This window comes from Gordonia sp. NPDC003504, from assembly GCF_053587995.1.
On sequence record NZ_JBSFPC010000003.1, the window covers coordinates 185,268 to 203,851 of the forward strand.

The window sequence follows — 18,584 nt, forward strand, 5'->3', positions numbered from 1 at the left end:
GTGACGTCGTGGGCCGTAGGGCTGTGTTTGTCGGCGCCGCCTCCGGCGAGGCGTGTGCGGCCCTGTCGACGCATGACCGCGCTCACATCGCGGAACCGCAGGGCTGTCCCCGGCGACCACTGTCCTGGGTGATCGTGATGACCGCCCTGCAGATGACGACCGACCAGGTTCAGGGGAACGCCATGATCACGCTCGCCGACGAGATGCCCGGCATGCCGATGGAGATGCAGTCCGATATGCACGAGATGGCACCGGGGATCGACTGGTTCCCGCCCTGGCTGACGATCCTCGTGTCGATCCTGCTGCTCGGCGCGGCTCTGCATCACGTGCCGTGCGTGATCCGCGGACACGGAAATCGCTGGTTCCACCTCGGGCACATCGTCATGTGCCTGTCGATGATCTACATGTACCTGATCATGTCGTTCCGCCCGCCGGAGTCCTGGGGGCCGGATGTCTCGCGGGCACAGATGTGGTTCTTCGTCGTCATCAGCGCGCTCGTCCTGGCCTATCTCGTCAGCCTGCTCGCCCGCCGACGATCGTTCTCGTTGCTGTGGCTGCTGCTGCTCGCTCAGCAGGCCGGAATGATCTACATGTGGCTGCCGATGGCGTCGTGGAGCGGACTGCTCAGTGTCGTCCTGATCGTGTGGTTCGTCGCCGAGGCGATCGGGTGGCTCAGCGACATCTTCCGCGGATACTCGGTCGTGCCCCCGGGAGCGGGCAGCGATACCGGCTCCGAACACAGCCACACCGCCGGTGATGACGCCTACCTGCCGTCCGGGTGGCCGGACCGGCTGGCGATGGCGTTCATGGCGTTGAGCATGGCCTACATGTTCTTCGGGATGCAGGGCATGGCCGGGTTCTCGCTGTGAGCGCCGTGACGGCCGCGTCGGCGCCGAGTTCTCGGCACGCGGCTACGCACCCGTAACCACCTCGCTAAGCTCGTCTGTCATGGAACCCGTGTACTCGTCCGTCATCACCACCGCGCGCCTCCTGTGGCTGGCCGAGGGACTCAAGTTCTCGGTGTCCGGCGTCGAGAACGTGCCCAAGACCGGGCCCGGCGTCGTCGCCATCAATCACACCGGCTACCTCGACTTCACCTACGCCGGCATCCCGGCCTTCCTGCAGGGCAAGAGGTATGTGCGGTTCATGGCGAAGAAAGAGGTCTTCGACAACAAGTACTCGGGTCCGATCATGCGCTCGCTCAAGCACATTCCGGTGGATCGTGCTCAGGGGGCGGAGAGCTACCGGACCGCCGTCGAGTACCTGAAGGACGGCGAACTCGTCGGCGTGTATCCGGAGGCGACGATCAGCCGCAGTTTTGAGCTGAAGGAATTCAAGTCGGGTGCGGCGCGGATGGCGATCGAATCGGGTGCGCCGATCATCCCGACCGTCATCTGGGGCGCGCAGCGGGTGTGGACGAAGGGCCATCCGAAGCGGTTGGGTCGGACCAAGACGCCGATCGCCATCGGGGTGGCCGAGCCGATAGAGCCGGTCGGTGATCCCGACGCCCTCACCGCCCAACTACACAAGGTGATGAGCGAGAAGCTGCTCGAGTTGCAGGAAAGCTACCCCGATCATCCGAAGGGTGCGTTCTGGGTACCCGCGCGCCTCGGCGGCTCCGCGCCGACTCTCGAGGAGGCCAACCGGATGGACGCCGAGGAGCAGGCCGCGAAGGCGGCCAAGCGTGCGCAGCGTGAGGGTGGTTCGGCGGAGTAGGTCACCTCGTCACTCGGTCCACTCCGAAGGCTGTGCGGGCCCGGGTGACGAATGCCGCCACCGCCGGTGAGGGACTCCGGCGCCACAGCAGGGCCAGCAGCGCCTGCTCGTCGACGCCCCGAATGCGCAGGCCACGGATGGTGTCGGTGGCACCGGCCGCGATCGACTCGCTGAGGATGCCGACGCCGACGCCGCTGCGGACCAGGGCCAGGATCGCATCGGGTGAGCTGGCCTCGACGTCGATGCGCAGATCCGGACACCCGCGATCGAAGACGGTGCGGATGCCGGCGCCTCGCGGCAACCCGACGAGCGTTTCGGCCGCCAGGTCGGTGGGGGTGAGCCGGGCACGTCCGGCGAGGTGATGACCGCGCGGTACCACGGCGACGATGTGCTCGGCGATGATCACCTGGCAGGCCAGATCGGCCGGAGTGGTGCCGGCCAGGCCGGTGAGCGCGACGTCGAGATCGGCGGTGCGCACGCGGTCGGCGAGTGCCGGGGATTCGTCCTCGCACAGGGAGAACCGGACGCCGGGGTGAGCCCTCCGGAACCCGGCGAAGGCATCGAACAGTGCGCCGATGGTGCATCCATCGACCATGCCCACCGACAGCGATCCGGCTATGACCTGCCCGACGTCGGCGACCGCTGTTGCCGCGGCCGCCGCGGAATCCAGCGCCGCGCGAGCGTGCGGGAGGGCGGCGGCACCGGCGTCGCTGAGGGTGACGGTGCGGCCGACACGCTCGAAAAGTGCTGTGCCCCATTCGCGTTCGAGGCCGCGGATCTGGGCGCTGACGTTGGGTTGTGAGGTGTGGGTGAGTTCGGCCGCCCGGGTGAACGAGCCCGACTGTGCGACGGCGACGAAGTACTCCAGCTGCCGGAGTTCCATAACTGCCAATGATAGTTCAGATCAAAGATGCGTCTTGGACTTATGTGTGGATGCGTTCGATGCTGGAGGAGCACATCAACCACCGGAGAGGACCACCTCATGTCGACGGACACCACCCGACCCACCGCCACCCGACCCACCGCCACCCGACCCACCGCCGCCACCCCGGAGGACATCACCCGGCTGTTCGTCGAGTTCTCGAATGCGGGCGACGCCGACGCTGTGGCCTCGCTGTATCACGAGGATGCGGTGATGGCCTTCCCGCCGGGAGAGGTGACCCGTGGCCGCGATGCCATTCGCGATCTGTGGGCGACGGTGCTGGCCGACCGGCCGACTTTCACGCCGGAGCCGCCGCTGCCGACCCTGTATTTCGGTGACATCGCGCTCACCTCCACGCCGCCGAAGGACGGCGCGGGAGCGCGAGCCCAGGTGGTCGTGCAGCGGCCCGACGGATCGTGGGTGCGGATCATCGATCAGCCCGAGTTCGTGCGGTCGAGCGACGACTGAGGGTTCGCTGTCGGAGGCTACCGATAGGGTGGCCGCATGATGACTGCGGCCGGGCCGACCGGTTCCCGGTCCCGACCTCGGCGTCGGGAGCCGGTCTTTCGCACCCTCGAGATCATCGCCTCGACGCTGCGCCGTGCGCAGAACGTCGATCTGCAGTTCACCGGGCTCGACAACATCCCGGCCTCCGGCGGTGCGGTGCTGGTCCTCAATCACACGTCCTACGTCGACTTTCTTCCCGCTGCCCTCGGTTTGCACGCCGTCGGCCGTCGAATCCGGTTCATGATCAAGTCCGAGGTCATGGACATCGGCATCATGCGCTTCCTGGTCACGCACACCGGCACCATTCCGGTCGATCGTTCACAAGGTGCCGACGCGTATCACGCGGCGGTCGATTCCTTGCGCAGTGGTGAAATCGTTGCGGTCTATCCCGAGGCGACCATCAGCCGCAGTTTCGAGCTCAAGGAGTTCAAGTCCGGAGCGGTGCGGATGGCCGCCGAGGCGGGTGTGCCCATTGTTCCGGCGATCGTGTGGGGCGCTCAGCGTCAGTGGACCAAGGGCGGTCGGCGGAACATGGGACGCAGTGGGATCCCGGTCCGCGTGAGCTACGGTGCGCCGATTGTCGTCGATGTCGATGCCGACATGGATGCCGAGATCCTGAGGGTGCGCGACACGATGACGACGATGCTGCATGAGATCCAGGAGCACTACTCGCATCCGGCCGGTGAGTTCTGGGTCCCGGCCCGCCTGGGTGGGTCGGCGCCGACGCCAGAAGAGGCTGCGGTGATCGAAACCGAAGAGGCACAACGCAAAGCGGAGGCGCGGGCCGCGAAAGCCGCTGCGCATGACCGGAAGGCCGGAAAATGAGTGGCGTCGGGCAGCGACCGACCCTGATCGCGAGCGACGTCGACGGAACGCTGATCGACGACGACAATGTGGTGTCCGAACGGACCAAGTCGGTGCTGGCCAACGCCGTCGCCCAAGGGGTCGATTTCGTTCTCGCCACCGGACGTCCGCCGCGCTGGATCGCCGAGATCACCGATCAGTTCGATCCGTCGGTGCTGCCGGTCCGCCATGCGGTGTGCGCGAACGGCGCGATCGTCTACGACGTCGAGAGCGATCGGGTGCTGTGGGCGGCGACCCTGGCCCCGGAGGTGCTCATCGAGCTCGGAAGACTTGCCCTGGAACACCTTCCGGGCTGTGGTATCGCCGCCGAGCGGGTGGGGGAGTCGGCCCACGATGCCGCCACCGCACCCTTCGTTGCCACCGCCGGATACCAACACGCCTGGCTCAACCCCGACCACGTGGAGGTCGGCGACCACGAGATCTACACCGAACCGGCTGTCAAGCTCCTGGTGCGCGCGCCACGGATGCCCAGTGCCGAAATGGCACAACGGCTCTCGGGTCCGATCGGTGAGCTCGCCCAGATCACCTACTCCACCGACAACGGCCTGATCGAACTATCCCTGCCGGACACCCACAAGGCTTCCGGGCTGCGAAAGCTGTTGGAATACACCGGTAGTGACGCGTCCTCGACGATCGCCTTCGGCGACATGCCCAACGACGTCGAGATGCTCACCTGGGTCGACCACGGCGTGGCGATGGGGCATGCCCACCCCGCCGCCCTCGCCGCCGCCGACGAGATCACCGTCGGCAACAACGACGACGGCGTCGCCCGGGTCCTGGAACGCTGGTTCGGCTAGCCTGATCGCAGCGCCGGCGCTCTCAATCCCGTTGACGGCGCCCTGAATTACGTTGACAGCGCTCGGTATCCCGTTGACAGCGCCCTGAATTACGTTGACAGCGCTCACCTCGTCACTGACAGCGCTCCCTATTCCGTTGACAGCGCTCACCTCGTCACTGACAGCGCTCTCTATTCCGTTGACAGCGCTCATATTACGGTCGAGTCGGCCCCATCCCTCCGGTCGAGCCACATCCTCTCGCCGGTCGAGGCGGCCCCATCCCGCCGGTCGAGCCGGACGGAGCGCTAGCCGCCGCGTTGAGCTCCGTCGAAACGAAGTCCGTGTCGAGACCAGGTGAGACAAGGCTGGAACCCGTACCACTACAACGTCTCCCGTGAACGTGCCGCGCTATAGCACAGCCCACCGACAAGGGATCGACGCCGACGATAGGTTATTCACAGACCAAAAGTTATGCACAACAACAGGATTCACGACACTGACCCTTGCGTCGACCGCCAACCCGGCGTACTGTGGTGGACATGACATCGGGGGAACTTGACACCACCATCGACTTGTTGTCGGAGCTTGACTTCGCCACCGGCAGCCTCACCCACGAGGACGCAAAGAGCGCGCTGCATGCCATCCTGCTGATCCGCAATCTGGTCGATCACCACGCCAGTGTGCTTGTCGGACTTTGCGATCACCTGAAGGTTGCAGAGAAGGAGGGTCGCAAACTGCAGGAGCTCCTGCTCGAGTGGGGTGTCGCCCCGGCCTCGGCGTCCCGCATGATCCGCCTGGGTACCACTCCCGATATCGACCGCGTACACCGCCACACCGCGCTGGGCACATTGTCGGCCGAACACGCCGACGCCATCGTCCGAGGATTGACGCACATCGAGAAACGATCCGGCGAACCCGTCACCGCCGAAGAACGCGACGCACACAGCATTGCCCTACTCGGGCACGCGACCGCCGGGTTCACGCCCGCCGAGATCCGTGACTACGCCAAGAGTCGCGGGAATCAGCAGGCCGACGACACCGATGGTCTACCGGCGGGCGAAGATCGCAGTATCAACACGCTGGACTTTCACGATTCCGACGACGGACGACTCACCGTCACCGGCGATCTGCATGCCGTGCTCGGGGAGAAACTACGGACCGCGATCGAAGTGTTGTCGGCGCCACGACCCCAACCCGACGGGTCCCGCGATCCACGCTCGGCCGGGCAAATGCGTGCCGACGCCCTCGAGATCATCCTGGACACCGCCGCCCGTGTCGCCACCGGACAGTACTGCGACGACGACGGGCCACGCATGCCCACCGAACTGGTCAACCTCACGATCCCCACCGGCACGCCCTCGTTGGCATCGCTGCGGTTCATGGGATCGGTCACCGAAGCCACCGCCCGAAAACTGTGCTGCGACGCCACCGTCGGTGTGATGATCGTCAGCAAAGACGAGGTACCCCTGTCACTCGGACGGACGATCCGACTGTTCAACCGGGCCCAACGCCGCGCGTTGACGCACCGCGACAAAGGGTGCATCAAGTGCGGTGCGCCGCCTTCGCGGACCCAGGCGCACCACATCGTCCATTGGATCGATGGCGGCGAAACCTGTGTGGAGAACGGCGCTTTGCTCTGTTCGTCCTGTCATGACGATGTCCACCATAACGGATGGGACGTCGTCATGGGAGCCGACCACCACCCGTGGTTGATCCCACCGGAAACGGTTGACCCACAACGCCGATGGCTGAGGTCGTATCACCGCAAGACCATGACGTTGGATGGATTGCCGGGTGCGGCATGATAATTCGAGTTCCAGCCTCGGGTTGCGAGGTCTCCTTGCGTTGAGCTCCGTCGAAACGACACGGCTCGTCGTTTCGACGGAGCTCAACGCGGCGGCTAGCGCTCCTCACCGGCTCGACCCACGGGCAAGGGACTCGACCGACGGGCAAAGGGGCTCGACCGGCTGGCAAAGGGGCTCGACCGGGGAGATGGGGGCTCGGATCGAGCAGCTGGATAAGGGAACTACCAGCGCCCATAAAGCCCACAGATAGACAACAGACCAACCAACCCGCACCCGGCCCCGGCTGGGACCGCATCCGTTCTTTGACAAATCCACAGTGAAATGTAGACGCCGACAAGAGGTGTCGTGCGCTCGACGGCCCCACGTCGCAGGGGTGCGCAGCGTGAGATGCCTCGGCGGGTCCAGCCTGCCGTGAGGGCAAGTGAGTGAATACTATTGCGCCGGTGCGATCACCGGTGGATTCGTCGGTGCAACTGGCTCGGTCTCACTCGGTGCGATCTCGGGTTGTGTCTCCGCCGGGGGCGGGGCGATCGCCCCGGCCAGGCCGCGGATCTGCGTTAACGCCGGATAGCCCAGGATCCCCGGGCAGGAGGTGTTGTTGTAGTCCCGGTGTCCCGCGATCATCGGCATGTGTGTCTGGGTTCCGGCGGGAAACTTGCTGTCGGAGAAGTACTCCGACGTGAGGTCGGCAGTCCCCGCAGGATTCAGTCCCGCCAGGTTCAGGCGCCACTTCAGGAACCGGCCGGCCGAGGCGATCATCGGTCCGCTCGGCGCGATCTCGTCGAGATTGCCGATCATCGACAGTCCCACGGTGTCACGGTTGAATCCGCCGGTATGCGTGCCTTCGACGTTGCGGTCCAGACCGCCGAATGCGCCCTCGAAGGTCTGGCCGTACTTGTCGACGAGAACGTTGTAGCCGATGTCGCACCAATTGAGAGTGCGTGCGTGATACGCGTAGATACCCCGGACGATCTCCGCCGACTGCTGCGGTGTGTAGTCATTGCTCCCGGCCGTGTGATGCACGATCGCGCCACGCAACGTCGGAGACAACGACGGCTGAGAGCAGCGGATGGACTCATCGGCACCCCACGCCGCCCGGGAGATCACCTGAGGACCACCGGACAGCGTCGTCAGCATCGACGATCCGAGGGAGAGCAGGCTGTCCGGATTGAGTAGGGTCGCGGTCAACTCAGGGAAGACCGTGCCGGCGAGGTTCTTCACGATCTCGGCGCCACTGCCGACGACGAGATCGAGGAGGCCGCTGCCGGTGTCGCCGGCGGCAAGCGTCGCGGGAATGGCGAGACCGTCGGCGGCCAAGGCGACCTGGATCTCCTTCGCGCCGCCCACCCACACGGGTTCGGTGCCGCCCGGTTGTCGCGCCGACGGCTCACCCGATGTGTGAATCGGTTCGAGCTCGATCCAGTCGCCCCAGCGTCCATTGGGCTGCTTGGCCCGAAGCAACATCGTCTGCTCGTCGGCATTCCACACCGGCCTGGTCCACGTGAATCCGACCATCTTGAACGGCGTGTCCCGCACAAGATGCTTCACGAGTGCACCTACCGGGCGACGCCCCGACGGGGCGCTGCCGGACGGTGAACCGCTCGCAGCCGAAGGCGAAGTTGTCGACGGCGAAGTTGCCGACGGCGAAGTTGCCGACGGCGAAGGGGCTGCACCGGACGGTGTGGAAGTGGCCGGAGCAGGCACATCATCGGCCACCGGCATCTGCGACAAATCGAGGCGGGGCAGGGTGATCCCCGCCCGGCCCAAGCCGGATCGCGCGAGGTCGAGTGCGGTGGCCGGGACATCGCGGAGTTTCACCGTCGCGCTCTCGACGGCGTCGGTCGGCGCGTCCTCGAGGCTGCGTTGGGTGTCCACCGCGCGAATATCCGCCGATCGCTGGGCGCCGGCGTCGACGAGGAAGCCCGCCCCGACGATCACGGCGATGGCGGCGATCATCATCGAGGGTCTGCGTCGCGGGTATCGCACGGGTGGTCCACTCCTTCACGTCGGTATGGCCCGGTGGGCTCTCGTCCGCACCGGCCGCGCTGATCCTCCACGGCCGACGTCGACGACGCGCCGACCCCACGCCGCGTACCCACAACATGTGATGTGGTTGTTATCTCCTGTGGTTGGTGATTCTCAAGAGACTTGTCTATCGTCACTTGAGTCACATAAACACCATCCGTAACAGCCGGTTGCGGTGTTCCGGCCGAAGGGGGAGGTGTGTTCGAGCGATGGCGACTCGCCTGACACGAGCGTTGACGACCCGGGTTCGCCCCGGTCTGGCGCGTCGACGCCGCACCTCATCGGTGATCGGGGCGGCGGCCGCACTGACGCTCGTCGGGGGTATCGCGTTGGTCGGGACCACCGCCGACCGCGCACCCGACATCGGTCTCACCGCGGGCTCGGAGATCACCCTGATCGGTCACGGATACGGCCACGGCCGCGGTATGGGCCAGTACGGCGCGTACGGCTACGCCAAACGCGGCTGGTCGTATCAGCAGATCCTGCAGCACTTCTACGGCGACACCACGGCCGGACGTCCGGCCAACCCCGAGATCCAGGTGGGTTTGACCAACGTCGGCGGCGTCAGCGTCCGTTCCGATGCGGGTATGCGCGTTGGCGGGCAGCCCGTCGAAGCCGGCCAGGCGGTCAGCCTCGCGGGCAACATGGCCAACATCCTCTCCGGCTGCGGCGGCTCGGTGATCCGTTCGGTGCCGCTGACCCAACCCTTCGTCGATCCGGTCAACGCCGCGCCGAACCGGCCCGCCAACGAATTCCTCAAACTGTGCGGCTCCAACGCCGCCTACCGCGGATCGCTCGGGCTCGATGGCGGCCGCGTGGTCAACAAACTCAACGTCGACGACTACGTCAAGGGCGTCATCCCGCGCGAGAGCATCCCCGGCTGGGCCGACTCCGGCGGCATGGAGGCCCTCAAGGCGCAGGCGGTCGTCGCGCGCAGCTACGCGCTGGCCGCGATCGCCGGCGGCAAGAAGATCGACGACACGCAGAACTCCCAGGTGTACGGGGCCGTCGCGGGTGAGGACCCGCGGACCAACGCAGCGGCCGATGCCACCGCGGGCCAGATCCGGCTACAGAACGGTCAACCCGCCTTCACCGAGTTCTCCTCATCCACCGGCGGGTTCAGTGCCGGCGGCAAGTTCCCGGCGGTGGTCGACGACGGTGACGCCGGATCGCCCAACCACGACTGGACCGCGACGGTGAGCCCGAGTGCGGTGGCAGCGGCCTTCGGGCTGGGCAGTCTCGACAAGTTCGAGGTGATCGAGGCCAACGGTCTCGGCGCCGAGCACGGCCGCGCACTCAAGGTGCGTGCCACCGGTGGTGGCCGCAGCGTGGAGGCGACCGGCGAGGAGGCGCGGACCAAACTCGGTCTGAAATCGTCGTGGTTCTCCGTCCAGGGTCAACAGACGCCGCCGGCGATCGTGAAACCGCCGACCGGACCCGCCGGTGGGGCCGGGTCGCTGGATCTCGGTTCCCTGGGCGGGCTCGCCGACCAGCTCCTGCCCGGTGCCGGTGATCTCCTCAGCGCGGCGACCAGCGCATTCCAGGGGCTGTCCGGCGACCTCGGTGGCATCACCGGACCACTCGGCCAGGCGCTGGGCGTGCCGACGCTGACCCCAGACGGCGCGGGCGTCACCCAGCTGTTCCAGAAGGGCATGATGTTCTTCTCGCAGCAGACCGGCGCGCACGCACTCGCCGGGCAAGGACTCGCGCGGTATCAGGCGCGCGGCGGAATCCCGGTGCTGGGCTTCCCCAAGCGCAACGTCCTGCGGTAGCGGGCGTCAGCTCCCCGGACCTGCGGCCACCACGCCGCCGGCCACATCGACGAGCTTGGTGTTCGACTCCTGGGACAACTTGGCCAGCAGGTAGAACGCCGCGTCGGCGTCGATGCGGTACCGCTCCATCAGCATGCCCTTGGCCTGCCCGATGAGATCACGCGACGACAGGGCACGACGCAACTGTTCCTTCTCTCGCGCCGCGGCGAACGTCGTCGAGCAGTGCGCCGCGAATACCTCCGCGAGCGCCTGCGCCTGCGCGTCGAACGCGTCGGAGGAATGGCTGTGCAGGTTGAGTGCCGCGAAGTCGCTGCCGTCGATGTAGAGGGTGCAGCACAGCATCGAGGCGATCCCGGCCTGTGCGGCGGCCGCGGCGAACCGGGGCCAGCGCTCGTCGCGGGTCATGTCGGTGATCGACACGGTGGCGTCGTCGACCGCGGACCGCACGCACGGTCCCTCGCCGAGTTCGCGTTGGATGTCGTCACAGCGAGCAGCACCGGCGCCGACCGCGACCGGCGTCTCGATCTGTCGTCGTGTGACCACCGTGACACTGGCCTCGTCGGCGCCCGGCACGGTTCCCACCGCAGCCGCCGTGATGGCACGCAGCACGTCCTCGGCACCGTCACTGCGTATCCGCAGCTCGTTTACCAGGGTGGTGATCAGCGACGTCATGTCCGTCGTCAACTCGAGTCCTCCTCGCCGGGACAGAGAAAACCAACTCCATAAGGGTACGACGCGCAGCCGTTGCCTCGTGGGTCGGCGAATCCTCAGGTTCGGTCCGTTACGCTGAACACCCGTGGCATCCAATAGCAGCGCAGCTCCTGACTCGTACCAGGGCTACGACCTGATCGTCGTCGGATCCGGCTTTTTCGGCCTCACCGTCGCCGAACGCGCCGCCACCGAGCTGGGCAAACGTGTCCTCGTCCTCGAGCGGCGTCATCACCTCGGCGGCAACGCCTACTCCGAACCGGAACCCACCACCGGCATCGAGATCCACAAGTACGGCGCACACCTGTTCCACACGTCCAACAAGAAGGTGTGGGAGTACGTCAACAGGTTCACCGACTTCACCGGCTATCAGCATCGCGTCTTCGCGATGCACAAGGGACAGGCCTATCAGTTCCCGATGGGACTCGGCCTGGTCGCCCAGTTCTTCGGCCGCTATTACAGCCCCGACGAGGCGCGTGCGCTGATCGCCGAGCAGGCCAGCGAGATCGACGCCGCGGATGCGACGAACCTCGAGGAGAAGGCGATCAGCCTCATCGGTCGCCCTCTGTACGAGGCCTTCGTCCGTGATTACACGGCCAAACAGTGGCAGACCGACCCGACGGAACTGCCGGCCGGCAACATCACCCGCCTCCCGGTGCGCTACACCTTCGACAACCGCTACTTCAACGACACCTACGAGGGATTGCCCGTCGACGGGTACACCGCGTGGCTGGAGAACATGGCCGCCGACGAGCGGATCGACGTCCGGCTCGACACCGACTGGTTCGAGGTCCGCGACGCGGTCCGCGCCGCCAACCCCGACGCGCCCGTCGTCTACACCGGGCCGCTGGATCGGTACTTCGACTACTCGGCCGGGCGGCTGGGCTGGCGCACCCTGGATTTCGAGACCGAGGTGCTGCCGACCGGCGACTTCCAGGGCACCCCGGTGATGAACTACAACGACGCCGACGTGCCCTACACCCGGATTCACGAGTTCCGGCACTTCCATCCCGAGCGGGACACCTATCCGTCGGACAAGACCGTCATCATGCGTGAGTACAGCCGATTCGCCACCGACGACGACGAACCGTATTACCCGATCAACACTCCGGAGGACCGCGACATGCTCGCCACCTACCGGGATCTGGCCAAGGCCGAGACGGTGCAGGCCAAGGTGCTCTTCGGTGGGCGCCTGGGCACCTATCAGTACCTGGACATGCACATGGCGATCGCCAGCGCGCTCACCATGTTCGAGAACACGCTGGCACCGCACCTGGCCGACGGCGCATCGTTGACGGGCCGGTGAACCGGAGTGAAGCAGACCGGAGTGAAGCAGGCCGGAGTGGAGAAGACAAGGCAGTGACCGTGACCCAAACACAGCCCGAGACCACCATGGCCGAGGAGTCCAAGGCCGTCGAACTGTTGCAGCGGGTGATCTTCCCGCGGCCCGGTGAACCGGTCGACGTGCGGTCGCTGTACCTCGTCGAATCGTGGGGCAACAGTCGTCGCGCACACTCGCCGAGCCGCACCTCGGTGGTTCTCGGCGCCGAGTCCGAGGTCAGCTTCGAAAGCTACTTCAACGCCTTCGCCGCCGCCTACTGGCGCCGCTGGAGTGTCCTGAGCACGGTGGTGCTGCGTGTTGAGGTCATCGGCACCTGCCGGGTGGATCTGTACCGCTCCAAGGTCGACGGTTCCCGGATCGGTATCGGCGGGGATCTGATCGCCACCGACGAGAACGGCCGTGGCGTCATCGAATTCGAGTTGGACCTCGGGCCGTTCGAGGACGGCGGCTGGATCTGGTTCGACATCACCACCGACACCGAGACCGAAATCGTCTCCGCCGGTTGGTATTCGGCGATCGAATGCCCGCAACCGGCAGACACCAAGCGGGTCACCGTCGGTATCCCGACGTTCAACCGGCCCACCGATGCCGTCAATGCGCTCGCCGCCCTCACCTCGGATCCGTTGGTGGACGAGGTGATCGACGCCGTCCTGATGCCCGATCAGGGCACCCGCAAGGTCGTCGACGAACCCGGCTACGCCGAGGCCGCCGGAGCGCTCGGCGAGCGACTGCGCATCTTCGATCAGGGAAACCTCGGTGGTTCGGGCGGGTACGCGCGCATCATGTATGAGGCGCTGCGACTGACCGACAGTCCGTATGTGCTGTACATGGACGACGACATCGCCATCGAACCCGACTCGATCCTGCGGGCCCTGGCGATGTCGCGATTTGCCAAATCCCCCATGCTCGTCGGTGGGCAGATGCTGAACCTGCAGGACCGCAGCCACCTGCACTGCATGGGTGAGGTCATCAATCACCACACCTTCATGTGGACGGCGGCGCCGTTTGTCGAGTATGACCACAACTTCGCCCAGTACCCGCTGCGTGACCGCGAGAACTCCAAGAATCTGCATCGGCGCATCGATGTGGAGGGCAACGGCTGGTGGATGTGCATGATCCCGCGGCAGTGCGCCGAGGAGATCGGCCTGCCGATGCCGTTGTTCATCAAGTGGGATGACTGGGAATTCGCTTTGCGCGCAGCGAAAGCCGGCTATCCGACGGCGACGGTGCCGGGAATTGCCATCTGGCACATGGCGTGGAGCGACAAGGACGACGCCATCGACTGGCAGGCGTACTTCCACCTGCGCAACCGGCTCGTCGTCGCGTCCATCCATCACGACGGCCCGATCAAGGGCATCTTGCAGTCGATGGCGAAGGCGACAGCGAAACATCTTCTGTGCCTTGAGTATTCGACCGTCGCTATCCAGAACGAGGCGATCCGGGACTTCCTGGCCGGTCCGGATCACATCCGTTCGCTGTTGCCGACCGCGCTGCCCAAGGTGGCCGGCATGCGCAAGCAGTTCTCCGACGCGGTGGTCCTGCCGTCGGCAACCGAACTGCCCCGGACCAGTGGTGAGGCAACGCATCTGGGCACCAACATCCCAGAGGGCGCGGTGGCCAAGCTGCGGGCGCTCGCCGGTGTGGTGGTCAACAACATGCGTCCGGCCGACCCGCGGCATCACGAAGTGCCCCAGGCGAATTACCCGCCCATCGAGGCCCGCTGGTTCTCGCTGGGCCGGGTCGACGGCGTCACCGTCACCACCGCCGACGGTCGGGGCGTGGTCTACCGCAAGCGTGATCGGGACACGATGATCGCCCTGGCCCGCGAGTCGGCAGCCCTGGTCCGGGAGTTGAACGAGCGATTCGACGAGATGCGCGAGCTCTATCGCGGCAAACATCAGGAATTGACCAGTAAGGAGAGCTGGGCGGGTGTCTTCGGAATCGACTGACAGCGACGTCAGCACGGTCAGTGTGATCGGCCCGGCACCCACCGGGGAGGCGGCGGCCCTCGTCGCGATCCAAGGTGCTCTCGCGGATCGGCCCGGTGTGCTGCCCGCGGCGCGCGGGCTCTCGCACTTCGGCGAGCATTCGCTGGGGTGGCTGGCGATCAGCGGTATCGGTTGGGCGCTGGCGGTACGCCGCGACGACGAGGTGGCCCAGCGCCGCTGGATCGAGGCCGGTGTCGGTGCCTTCGGTGCCCACGCCGCGTCGGTGATCATCAAGCGCATCGTGCGGCGCCGGCGACCACATGACCCGCGCATCGTCGTCGGGGTGTCGACGCCGAGCCGATTGAGCTTCCCGTCGTCGCATGCCACGTCGACGACGGCGGCGGCCATCCTGATCGGTCGCGCCGCCGGATTACCGCCCTACCTGCTCCCGGCCGCGCTGGTGCCGCCTATGCTCACCTCGCGACTGGTACTCGGTGTGCACTATCCGAGCGACGTCGCCGCCGGTGCGGCGATCGGTGCCCTGAGTGCCGGTGCCGTCGTTGTCGGCGATCAGTTCATCGAGCGCGCCGCCGACACCGCGGCCCGCCATCCGACCACAACCCGGCTCGCCGGCGTGGCCGCCCGCCTCGGTGCGCTCGCACTGGTGCCGGGATCGACGGCCCGCCTGGTGATGTCGCAACTGGTCGGTGGGAAGTTCAGCAACAGGGAGAACGCATGAGCGAGGAGCCGATCGAGCACGGGAAGGTCCTTGGTCCGCCCAAGAACCTGACCGCGGGGCTCATCAAGGCGGTCCGTCCACGTCAGTGGGTGAAGAACGTCCTGGTTCTCGCCGCGCCGCTGGCCGCGGGCAACATCACCGACTCCACCGTCCTCTGGCGGGCCGGCATCGCCTTCATCGCCTTCTGCATGGTGGCGTCGTGCATCTACCTGGTCAACGACTCGATGGACGTCGAGTCCGACCGTAATCACCCGACGAAGCGTTTCCGCCCCATCGCGGCCGGCGTCGTCCCGGTGCCGTTGGCCTACACCCTCGCGGTCATCCTCGGCGCCGGATCGCTCGCGGTGGCCTTCGTCGCGAACTGGCAGACCGCGGTGGTCATCGCCATCTATCTGGTGATCCAGCTCGGCTACTGCTTCGGTCTGAAGAACCAGGCCGTCATCGACATCTGCATCGTGTCGTCGGGCTTCCTGCTGCGGGCCATCGCCGGTGGCGTTGCCGCCGAGATCCGCTTGTCGCAGTGGTTCCTGCTGGTCATGGCGTTCGGGTCGCTGTTCATGGCCGCCGGCAAGCGTTACGCCGAGCTGCAACTCGCCGAACGCACAGGAGCGAAGATCCGCAAGGCGCTGCAGTACTACACCACCACGTACCTGCGGTTTGTCTGGACGCTCGCGGCCACCGCGGTCGTCCTCTTCTACGGTTTGTGGGCCTTCGACAAGAACTCCGACCACGACACAAACGTCGCCTACGCCTTGTCGATGGTGCCGTTCACCATCGCGATCCTGCGGTATGCGGTCGACGTGGACGGCGGCGAGGCCGGTGAACCCGAGGAGATCGCGCTGGGTGACCGCGTACTGCAGGTCCTGGCCGTGGCCTGGATAGTATGCGTGGGTGTCGCGGTCTATGCAGTCTCCTGATCGACCCGCCGACGACCGCCGCACGGCCGACGAGGCGTCGCGGCGTTCGGCGCGCAGAGCCCAGCCCGAGCCGGACGACAACCCGACGCGGTGGCTGCGACTGAATCTCGACGACGAGGGCGCTGCCAGCGATGACGAGAGCGCTGTCAACGGGGACGAGAGCGCTGTCAGCGACGACAAGGGCGCTGTCAGCGACGACGAGAGCGCTGTCAGTGACGACGAGGGCGCTGTCAACGGGGACGAGAGCGCCAAGCCGCGTCGCCGCTGGGGTGGTCGCGAGTGGACCGCCACGATCAGTTTCCTGATCGGTACGGTCGCCGTGACCATCTTCTTCGCCATCGGTGCCTGGCAGCGTCGCTGGATCGCCGACGACGGCCTCATCGTCCTGCGTACCCTGCGTAACCTCTTCGCGGGCAACGGCCCGGTGTTCAACGCGGGGGAGCGGGTCGAGGCCAACACCTCCACCGCCTGGACCTACCTGTTGTGGTTCTGGGCGTGGGTGACCGACGGTCAACTCGAATACGTCGCGCTATGGGTGGCGCTGGTGCTCTCGGTGGCGTCCATCCCGATCGCCATGTACGGCACGGCCCGACTGATGGGGACCCGCCTCGGTGGCATCACCGGCGACGGCTACACATTGCTGCTGCCGCTCGGCGCGATCATCTACATCGCTCTCCCGCCCGCCCGAGACTTCGCGACCAGCGGACTGGAGAACGGTCTCTGCATCTTCTGGGCGGCGACGCTGTGGTGCCTGCTGGTGTCGTGGAGCAGGCGGCCTAGCCGACGACGTTCCGGCGACGACGGAACCCGGTGGGGTGCCGCGGCCACGCTGTTCCTCGCGTTCTGGGCCGGTCTGGCACCGTTGATCCGCCCCGAACTCGCCATCGTCGGCGGCATCGCCCTGATGTTGGTGTTTCTCGCCCCGCTCGGATGGAGGATGCGCGTCGGTGTGGTCGTGGTGGCCGCGGTGCTGCCGGTGGGCTACCAGATCTTCCGGATGGGCTATTACGCGCTGCTGGTCCCGAATCCGGCGGTGGCCAAGGACGCCAGCGGCTCCAAGTGGCATCAGGGATTCCTCTACCTGGCCAACCTGTTCGGCCCGTACACGCTGCTTCTGCCGGTGATCCTGGCGTTCGTCGCCGGGATCGTGCTGATCGTCGGTGTGCGGCTGCGGCGATCCCGGCCGACGGCCGCCGCCCCGACGCCTGCTCGCCCGCAGTCGCGGCGCGAGCGCGTGGCCGGCTGGTCGGCGCGCCTGCAGACGCCGAGTGCGGTGGTGATCGCAGTACTGCTCGCCGGCGCCGTCGTCTTCATGTACTGGCTGCGTCAGGGTGGCGACTTCATGCACGGCCGAGTGCTGCTGACCCCGCTGTTCATCCTGTTGCTGCCGCTGATGGTCATCCCGGTGACGATCCCGGTCCACGGCATCCTCGCCGCATTCCGGCGGACCCCGGGCGCGAAGCAGCAGCCAGACACCGACGACATCGCAGCCGATACCGACGCGGTCGACGACATCGCAGCCGATGCCGACGCCCCAGCGGATGACATCAACTCCGAGGCCTCCGATCAGCCCGGCACCGACCCCGACCGCAACCGACGCACGCGACTTCAGCTGGTCGGTTCGGCCCTGATGCTGGGCATGTGGGTCGCGACGGTGATCTGGGCGGTCGCCGCGCACGAGACCGTGCTGCCCAATGCCGGTATCGACATCGGTCGTAGCGGCATCGTCGACGAACGCCGTTTCTACGTCACCAACATGGGCAACGAGAATCCGGTGACCGCCGAGGACTATCTGCACTACCCGCGGATGCAGGCGATGGTCGAAAACATCGAGAAGTACCGCACCGAGGGCGGGGTACTGCTGGCGTCGTTCAACTACGACGAGTGGTATATCGCCAAGCTGCCGGAGCGGACCCCGGCCGACAAGCGGCAACTCACGGTGTACTTCCTCAATCTCGGTATGACGAGCATGAACGCGCCGCTCGACGTGCGCGTCGTCGATCAGATGGGCCTGGCGTACCCGCTGGCCGCTCACACCGAGCGGCTCGAGGACGGCCGCATCGGGCACGACAAGGTGTTGCCGTCGGAATGGGTGGTCGCCGAGGCCGGTGCCAACCCACGCAAGCCGGTGCTGCCGGGATACCTCGACGAGGACGTGGTGCGTCAGGCTCAGGTGGCTCTCACCTGCCCCGCCACCCGGGACCGGTTCGCCTCGTTCGAGGAGCCGTGGTCGTGGTCGCGGTTCAAGCGCAATCTGGTGCAGTCTTTCGGGTTCACCGACTACCGGATCAATCGCAATCCCGAATACGAGATCCAGCGCTGTGGCCTGCAGATGCCGGAACGTCTCAACCCGCGGTGATGCGCGGTCTCGCACGGGTCGCGCACAGAACTTGCGAGAAATGATCTCGAATCGGTAACGTGCCGCGCGGCGCGATCGATAGAACGACCGTGAACAAGACGTCCGGTGACGTCTGTCAGCACCAACCTGAGAGCGATGTGAGAGAGATCACAGAGTTTGTCAGGGTTCGGCAACTCACATAGGCTGCCGAAAGTCCCGTGCGAG

The 18,584-nt window shown here is 66.4% G+C and carries 15 protein-coding genes; 12 read left to right on the forward strand and 3 right to left on the reverse strand.

What is annotated here, in order from left to right; genetic code table 11:
- The first annotated feature begins 8 nt into the window (after positions 1-8).
- Together ACWDPV_RS08485 and ACWDPV_RS08490 are read left to right on the forward strand one after the other, a co-directional pair.
- A complete protein-coding gene (locus ACWDPV_RS08485; protein WP_348807126.1) occupies positions 9-869 on the forward strand; it encodes a DUF5134 domain-containing protein in 861 nt (286 codons plus the stop codon).
- A gap of 79 nt (positions 870-948) precedes the next feature.
- On the forward strand, positions 949-1,716 hold the full coding sequence (locus ACWDPV_RS08490) for a lysophospholipid acyltransferase family protein (RefSeq protein WP_348807125.1): 768 nt from the start codon (positions 949-951) through the stop codon (positions 1,714-1,716).
- A 1-nt stretch (position 1,717) separates the two neighbouring features.
- On the opposite strand, the gene ACWDPV_RS08495 is transcribed toward ACWDPV_RS08490, so the two are convergent.
- Complete coding sequence (locus ACWDPV_RS08495) at positions 1,718-2,599, reverse strand: LysR family transcriptional regulator (protein ID WP_348809348.1); 882 nt, start codon at positions 2,597-2,599, stop codon at positions 1,718-1,720.
- A 99-nt stretch (positions 2,600-2,698) separates the two neighbouring features.
- On the opposite strand from ACWDPV_RS08495, the gene ACWDPV_RS08500 reads away from it, so the two are divergent.
- The 4 genes from ACWDPV_RS08500 to ACWDPV_RS08515 all read left to right on the forward strand — a co-directional run bounded on the left by ACWDPV_RS08500 (position 2,699) and on the right by ACWDPV_RS08515 (position 6,590).
- Entirely contained in the window at positions 2,699-3,106 is a 408-nt protein-coding gene (locus tag ACWDPV_RS08500) for a YybH family protein (RefSeq protein WP_348809349.1), read from the forward strand.
- A gap of 36 nt (positions 3,107-3,142) precedes the next feature.
- Entirely contained in the window at positions 3,143-3,970 is an 828-nt protein-coding gene (locus ACWDPV_RS08505; RefSeq protein WP_449742575.1) for a lysophospholipid acyltransferase family protein, read from the forward strand.
- Entirely contained in the window at positions 3,967-4,806 is an 840-nt protein-coding gene (locus tag ACWDPV_RS08510) for an HAD family hydrolase (protein ID WP_348809351.1), read from the forward strand. Before ACWDPV_RS08505 ends, ACWDPV_RS08510 begins: the two co-directional genes overlap by 4 nt.
- A gap of 518 nt (positions 4,807-5,324) precedes the next feature.
- Positions 5,325-6,590: an HNH endonuclease gene (locus ACWDPV_RS08515; protein ID WP_348810166.1), complete on the forward strand. Its 1,266-nt coding sequence runs from the start codon at positions 5,325-5,327 to the stop codon at positions 6,588-6,590.
- A 432-nt stretch (positions 6,591-7,022) separates the two neighbouring features.
- Here ACWDPV_RS08515 and ACWDPV_RS08520 read toward each other — a convergent pair whose 3' ends face one another.
- Positions 7,023-8,549 (reverse strand): peptidoglycan recognition protein family protein, encoded by a 1,527-nt coding sequence (locus tag ACWDPV_RS08520; protein WP_449742576.1) that lies wholly within the window; start codon positions 8,547-8,549, stop codon positions 7,023-7,025.
- 275 nt (positions 8,550-8,824) lie between these two features.
- On the opposite strand from ACWDPV_RS08520, the gene ACWDPV_RS08525 reads away from it, so the two are divergent.
- Positions 8,825-10,387 carry a SpoIID/LytB domain-containing protein gene (locus ACWDPV_RS08525; RefSeq protein WP_449742577.1) on the forward strand — a complete coding sequence of 521 codons (1,563 nt, stop codon included), beginning with the start codon at positions 8,825-8,827 and terminating at the stop codon, positions 10,385-10,387.
- 6 nt (positions 10,388-10,393) lie between these two features.
- Here the strand turns inward: ACWDPV_RS08525 and ACWDPV_RS08530 are convergent, their stop codons facing one another.
- A complete protein-coding gene (locus tag ACWDPV_RS08530) occupies positions 10,394-11,071 on the reverse strand; it encodes a GAF and ANTAR domain-containing protein (protein WP_449742578.1) in 678 nt (225 codons plus the stop codon).
- Positions 11,072-11,183: 112 nt separating this feature from the next.
- Here ACWDPV_RS08530 and glf point away from each other — a divergent pair, with 112 nt between their 5' ends.
- The 5 genes from glf (at position 11,184) to zomB (ending at position 18,380) form a co-directional block, all read left to right on the forward strand.
- Entirely contained in the window at positions 11,184-12,401 is a 1,218-nt protein-coding gene (gene glf, locus ACWDPV_RS08535; RefSeq protein WP_348810171.1) for a UDP-galactopyranose mutase, read from the forward strand.
- Between the two features lie 86 nt (positions 12,402-12,487).
- Entirely contained in the window at positions 12,488-14,386 is a 1,899-nt protein-coding gene (locus ACWDPV_RS08540; RefSeq protein ID WP_348810179.1) for a glycosyltransferase, read from the forward strand.
- Positions 14,367-15,104 carry a phosphatase PAP2 family protein gene (locus ACWDPV_RS08545; protein ID WP_425476276.1) on the forward strand — a complete coding sequence of 246 codons (738 nt, stop codon included), beginning with the start codon at positions 14,367-14,369 and terminating at the stop codon, positions 15,102-15,104. The genes ACWDPV_RS08540 and ACWDPV_RS08545 overlap by 20 nt, the downstream gene beginning before the upstream one ends.
- Positions 15,101-16,021: a decaprenyl-phosphate phosphoribosyltransferase gene (locus ACWDPV_RS08550; RefSeq protein ID WP_348810172.1), complete on the forward strand. Its 921-nt coding sequence runs from the start codon at positions 15,101-15,103 to the stop codon at positions 16,019-16,021. Before ACWDPV_RS08545 ends, ACWDPV_RS08550 begins: the two co-directional genes overlap by 4 nt.
- Positions 16,008-18,380: a flagellar motor control protein ZomB gene (gene zomB, locus ACWDPV_RS08555; RefSeq protein WP_449742579.1), complete on the forward strand. Its 2,373-nt coding sequence runs from the start codon at positions 16,008-16,010 to the stop codon at positions 18,378-18,380. The genes ACWDPV_RS08550 and zomB overlap by 14 nt, the downstream gene beginning before the upstream one ends.
- Positions 18,381-18,584 lie beyond the last annotated feature (204 nt).